Origin of the sequence: Agrobacterium sp. MS2, assembly GCF_003261015.1 — a bacterium.
In the GTDB taxonomy this organism is placed as follows: Bacteria; Pseudomonadota; Alphaproteobacteria; order Rhizobiales; family Rhizobiaceae; genus Agrobacterium; species Agrobacterium pusense.
Genome location: NZ_QLNF01000105.1, coordinates 1 through 5,922, shown reverse-complemented (window position 1 = coordinate 5,922; position 5,922 = coordinate 1). Strand labels below are relative to the sequence as shown.

Genomic DNA, 5,922 nt, shown 5'->3' with positions numbered 1-5,922 from the left:
GACCTTTTTAAACCCATCCAGATCGATGCTGAACACCCCATAGCGGTCACCGGAAAGGAAATCTTCCCGGGCGGTCACGGCGTCAAGAAGGCGTCGATTTGGCAGCTTTGTCAGTGGGTCATGGAAAGCAATCCAGTCGACGTCACGCTCGGCGAGAATGCGGCGAGAGATTTCGTGAGACATATCCTTGATACGGAGGACAGAGTAGGCCAGTCCCAGGAAACCACCGATGTTAAGAGCGGTAAACACCTCATCGAGATTGTAACTCTCATGATCGCGGAAATAATGGTCCAGAACCTCATGGGCATTAAAATACGAGGCAAGGCCGTAGAGCAAAACGAATGCACCGATCCAGATAAAGATCTCGACGTTGGCGCGATTATGACGGAAGTTTGGCATGGAACCTCTGTGCGCGGCCTTGATAGTAGTTCAAGCGCGTGCGGTGGAAACTATTTTCGATTTTACTCAAATCCATTGTTTTTCGGTTAAAAGCGCGCGGCGGTCTTTGCTTTGAGCTCGTTTGTCACAGCGTTTTTTAATAGGATGCCGAACTCGGCCCGCGGGGCCACATTAGCGCGATGGATAATGATAAATTAATCAGTTCGTTAGATAGTGAAGGCCTAATTCTTTCAAGGCGGAGGCTTTCGTGAACCTGAACACCATCCTGGCCGGCAGTCTCTATTCTGTCATGCAGGCTTTCGAACGATCACAAGCCATTATCTCGTTCAAAACCGACGGCACGATCCTCGACGCCAATGAGAACTTCTGCAAGGCGGTCGGTTATAGTCGTGACGAGATTATCGGCAAAAGCCATCGGATGTTTGTCAAGCCGGATGATGCCCAGTCTGCAGAATACACAGCATTCTGGAAACGTCTTAGTTCCGGTGAGTTCGACCGCGGCCAATATAAGAGGATCGGCAAGAATGGTCGGGAAATTTGGCTGGAAGCTTCCTATAATCCCGTTATCCGTGGCGGCAAGGTCATCAAGGTCGTGAAGATCGCAACCGACATCACAGACATCAAACGCGAGAGCCTGGAAAGCAAGGGCAAGCTGGATGCCCTCTCCCGTGCCCAGGCCGTGATCGAATTTACACCTGATGGCAAGATTCTGACGGCCAACAAGAACTTCCTCGACACACTTGGCTATTCCCTTGACGAGATTGTCGGCAAGCACCACCAGATTTTCTGTGAGGCGGATTATCTTGCATCAAAGGAGTATGCCGACTTCTGGCCACGCCTCGCGAGAGGCGAGTTCTTCAACGACGAATTCAAGCGCTTGAGGAAGGACGGAAGTTCCGTCTATATTCAGGCAACCTACAATCCGATCATGGACGACGAAGGCAAAGTCTTCAAGGTTGTCAAATTCGCCACCGATGTCTCGGGCCGAGTGACCGCACTGCAGCAGATCGGAGCAGGCCTTGAACGTCTCTCGGATAACAATATACGCATCACGATTGACGAGCCGTTTGTCGATGAGTTTGAGCACCTCAGACACGATTTCAATGAGTCGCTAGCGAAGTTCCAGGGAACGCTGGAAGAGGTCCTCAGCCAAACGTCAATGTTAACGGAAAAAAGCGGGGACATGAGTTCCAGCGCCAACGGAATTGCTCATCGTTCAGAACAGCAGGCGGCGGCTCTTGAAGAAACATCCGCCGCTCTGGAACAGATCACGGTCACAGTGCGGCAGTCGGCCGAACGGACTGCCGAAGCCCATAGACTGGTTACCGAAGCCAACACGGTCGCAGCAAACTCTGTTCAAGTTGTCACGGCTACCGTCGATGCCATCGGACGCATCGAATCCGCTTCAAAGGAGATCACCAGCATCATCAGCGTGATTGACGAAATTGCCTTTCAGACAAACCTCCTCGCACTCAACGCAGGCGTTGAGGCGGCGCGTGCCGGCGAAGCGGGTAGAGGCTTCGCCGTTGTCGCACAGGAAGTCCGCGAGCTCGCACAACGCTCGGCCAGTGCTGCGAAACAGATTTCCGGTCTTATTGCCAATTCTTCGGCTGAGGTAAGGGAAGGTGTTCGGCTCGTTGGTGAAACAGGTCAAGCCCTGAAACATATTGAAGAGTATGTGAAGTCGATCAATGCTAACATCGAAAGCATTTCCGTCGGCGCGCGAGAACAATCGACCAGTCTGAACGAAATCAATGCCGCGGTGAACTCGCTGGACCAAATGACGCAGCAAAACGCTGGCATGGTCAGCAGCATGGGTGCCATTGCCGAATCCGTCTCTGCCGCCGCAAGCGAGCTGGAAACCCTGGTGAAACGCTTCAAGCTCAACCGGCGCAAGTGGATTCGCGAGCCCGGCTCTGAAGCGTCCAAACTCGGCCCAGAGGCAAGGGGATACGGCAAGAAGACGATCTACCAAAATAGAGCGAACGGTGCAGCTCCGCAAATCGGCGGCGAGAAGAACCAACGATCAGCGGCTTAGACGAAGTCGTGTTTTGGTGGTTCCGCATGGAAGATCAGTTCGCTTGAATTGGTCATCGTCGGAAACGCATAAGCTCCAAGGTCTAGCTGGAGGTCTGCGCCGCTCCTAAATTGATGGTCTCGGTCTCGTCCGGGATCAGACGGTGGAAAGACGCCAATGGATCGAGATACTCGATGACGACGTGTTCGCTGCATCAGCGGACGCATAGCAGGGAATAGCGAGATTCAAAGGGCTGTTTTCCACTTGTCTGCTCCGTCGTCGCCGTCGGAAGCTGAGTGGTGTAACAATGCCCCACACCAAACGTGCTAGCGATATGAGATCCGATTAGTATATGCGAAGCGACTGATTCGAAATTGTCCTCCCAATGCAAAACGGATAGTCAATATGGTTGTGGTGGAAAATAATTTAAAACTTCAGGTGGAAGCTTCCGCACGCCTGCTTTCCATCATGTCTAATTCTTCACGCATCCATGTTCTCAGGCTTTTGACGCAAAGGGAATGGGACGTTAACAGCCTTGCCCAACACGTAAATCTTAGTCAGTCAGCTCTTTCCCAACACTTGAAGAAGATGCGTGACGCCAAGCTGGTTGAATGGCGCCAGCAGGCCCAGACTCGCTACTATTACTGTCAGTCCAACGCAGTTCTGAAAATCCTAGACGCCATCGCCGACCTCCCCTACGTTCATCACCACGGTGTCAGCGGCGCCGACGTTTCTCACAGGAATACTTTTCCTCTCTAAGGAATTCCACCTCACAGAAACCATAAGCAGTACGCTTTCGCTCTGGTCCGGGCTAACCCGCCTTCGCAATACGGCCTTAACCACCCCGCGAGAATTCCCTTTGAGAGAGGGAGGCTTTTATTTTGGCCCCGCCCATATACCAAAAATTACAGCATGTGACCTGCCACTGAAGTTTCATCCGGCTGCGATTAGAGCCTCGGCTGTTTTTGATACGCCAAAGGGCGTGGTGGGAGCAACCGGCGGAAACGTGAATCTTCCACACTGCGTAGCGTTTGTGCCGGTTGCGGCGATGATCCCTGCATAGTCCGCCGGGGTCTGGTATCCGAGCGATGAGTGGCCGGAAATTGTTGTAGTCGTCGGCCCATTCCAGCGTCGGGCCGGGCGATCACGTGATTCCGCTCTACACCGCCGAGTGCGGCAAGTGCGACTTCTGCCTGTCGGGCAAGACCAACCTGTGCGTCGCTGTCCGCGAAACGCAGGGCAAGGGCTTGATGCCCGATGGGACCACCCGCTTTTCGTACAATGGTCAGCCCCTCCATCATTACATGGGCTGTTCAACCTTCAGTGAATACACTGTCGTCGCCGAAGTCTCGCTCGCCAAGATCAATCCCGAGGCAAACCCCGAACATGTTTGCCTGCTCGGCTGCGGCGTCACGACCGGCATCGGTGCAGTCCACAATACCGCCAAGGTCCAGCCCGGAGACTCGGTCGCCGTGTTCGGCCTCGGCGGCATCGGCCTCGCGGCGATTCAGGGTGCGCGCCAGGCGAAGGCGGGTCGCATCATCGCCATCGACACCAATCCGTCCAAGTTCGAGCTGGCACGCCAGTTCGGTGCGACCGAGTGCATCAACCCTAAGGACCATGACAAGCCCATCCAGCAAGTGCTGATCGAGATGTCGGGCTGGGGCATCGATCATACCTTCGAGTGCATCGGCAACGTCCACGTCATGCGCGCCGCTCTTGAATCAGCGCACCGTGGCTGGGGTCAGTCGATCGTGATTGGCGTTGCCGGCGCGGGCGAGGAAATCTCCACCCGGCCGTTCCAGCTCGTCACGGGCCGCGTATGGAAGGGGTCCGCTTTCGGTGGCGTCAAGGGACGGACACAGCTCCCCGGCATGGTCGAGGACGCGATGAGAGGCGATATCGATCTGGCCCCATTCGTAACCCACACGATGGGTTTGGAGGAGATCAACGAGGCCTTCGCACTGATGCACGAAGGCAAGTCGATCCGCACGGTCATTCCCTACTGACCCGCCGATCCGAAGCGGCGCGAGGCGCTCGGATCGACAACTCGGCCGTCATCATGGCCCGACCCCGGCCATGATGAAGCGCGCTCTGGCAAATGGGCAACGCGTCGCGGTGCGGTAACAAGCGCCGAAGTGCGATCGTTACATGCCGATAGCGGCACGGACCAGGGCCGCCTGGCCCAGGCGCTTACCAGCGGAGTGTGTGTGGCCTCGTCGCGGGACCCAACGGGAAAAATGGTTTTGTCGTAACCTTTGTTTAATGCTGGAAAAATATTTCAAAGGTGCCGAACATCGGGCCAGCCTGGCCGTTGGATGTATTGAGTCGGAAATGCATTCATCTGTTACCCGACTGTGATGAACCACGGGCCGCACGGGCGTATAGGGCAGGAAGACTGAATTGAAGAGCAAGGATATTCACGCGACGACGCCGGCCACCGATCATGGGCATACGGGGCCGCCCGCTTGCGTGCAGGTTCGTGGAGCGCGACAGAACAACCTCAAGAATATCGATGTCGATATTCCCCGCGATGCCTTCGTGGTGTTCACCGGAATATCGGGATCGGGCAAGTCGTCACTTGCATTTGGAACCCTCTATGCGGAGGCGCAACGGCGCTACCTGGAATCGGTCGCCCCCTATGCGCGCCGCCTGATCGATCAGGCCGGCGTGCCGGAGGTCGACGCGATCGACGGTTTGCCGCCTGCGGTGGCGTTGCAGCAGCAGCGCGGCTCGGCCAACGCGCGATCCTCGGTCGGCAGCGTGACGACGCTCTCCAGCCTGGTGCGGATGCTCTATTCGCGCGTCGGCGAATATCCCCGCAATCAACCCATGCTCTATGCGGAGGATTTCTCGCCCAACACCGTGACCGGGGCCTGCCCGACATGCCACGGAATCGGGCGCGTCTATGACGCGACTGAGGCGACGATGGTACCCGACGATACACTCACCATTCGCGAGCGGGCAATCGCCGCATGGCCTCCGGCGTGGCACGGCCAAAACCTGCGCGATATTCTTGTGTCGCTTGGTTATGACGTCGATACGCCATGGCGCGATCTGCCAAAGAAGGATCGCGACTGGATTCTCTTCACCGACGAAACGCCGACGGTGCCGGTCTATGCGGGGCTGAGCCCTGAGCAGACGCGCGTTGCCCTCAAACGCCGGATGGAGCCGAGCTATCAGGGCACTTTCACCGGCGCGCGTCGCTATGTGCTGGAAACCTTCGCCAACACTAAAAGCGCGTTGATGAAGAAGCGCGTCTCGCAATATATCATCGGCCGCCCTTGCCCGACCTGCGACGGCAAGCGCCTGAAGCGCGAAGCCCTATCGGTCAAATTCGCCGGCCTCGACATTGCTGAGTTCGGCGACCTGACGGTGCTCAAGCTGAAGGACTTGCTCACGCCCGTGGCGCATGGCGAATACGGGGCGGCCTCGGCCGCCTCAACGGGCCATGTTCTGGAAAAAGCGGCCCGCGATGCAGCGGTCGAAGAACGGGTTGCCGCGGG

General features: G+C 56.6%; 2 protein-coding genes and 4 pseudogenes. 4 read left to right on the top strand and 2 right to left on the bottom strand.

Going from position 1 to position 5,922, the window contains the following annotated elements; genetic code table 11:
• Positions 1 to 399 (bottom strand): annotated as a pseudogene (locus DOU54_RS26985) (GGDEF domain-containing protein); the annotation flags it as partial.
• Positions 400 to 688: 289 nt separating this feature from the next.
• On the opposite strand from DOU54_RS26985, the gene DOU54_RS26980 reads away from it, so the two are divergent.
• Complete coding sequence (locus tag DOU54_RS26980) at positions 689 to 2,437, top strand: methyl-accepting chemotaxis protein (RefSeq protein WP_113732193.1); 1,749 nt, start codon at positions 689 to 691, stop codon at positions 2,435 to 2,437.
• Between the two features lie 384 nt (positions 2,438 to 2,821).
• Positions 2,822 to 3,175: an ArsR/SmtB family transcription factor gene (locus DOU54_RS26975; protein ID WP_107327907.1), complete on the top strand. Its 354-nt coding sequence runs from the start codon at positions 2,822 to 2,824 to the stop codon at positions 3,173 to 3,175.
• A 174-nt stretch (positions 3,176 to 3,349) separates the two neighbouring features.
• Here the strand turns inward: DOU54_RS26975 and DOU54_RS26970 are convergent.
• Positions 3,350 to 3,542 (bottom strand): annotated as a pseudogene (locus DOU54_RS26970) (integrase core domain-containing protein); the annotation flags it as partial.
• Here DOU54_RS26970 and DOU54_RS26965 point away from each other — a divergent pair.
• Together DOU54_RS26965 and DOU54_RS26960 are read left to right on the top strand one after the other, a co-directional pair.
• Positions 3,541 to 4,425, top strand: a pseudogene (locus DOU54_RS26965) (S-(hydroxymethyl)glutathione dehydrogenase/class III alcohol dehydrogenase); the annotation flags it as partial. The pseudogenes DOU54_RS26970 and DOU54_RS26965 overlap by 2 nt on opposite strands.
• A 394-nt stretch (positions 4,426 to 4,819) precedes the next feature.
• A pseudogene (locus tag DOU54_RS26960) lies at positions 4,820 to 5,922 on the top strand (excinuclease ABC subunit A); the annotation flags it as partial.

Coding starts and splice junctions, on each gene's coding strand:
- DOU54_RS26980 (WP_113732193.1), top strand. CDS start 689: ATGCAGGCTTTCGAACGATCACAAGCCATTATCTCGTTCAAAACCGAC.
- DOU54_RS26975 (WP_107327907.1), top strand. CDS start 2,822: ATGGTTGTGGTGGAAAATAATTTAAAACTTCAGGTGGAAGCTTCCGCA.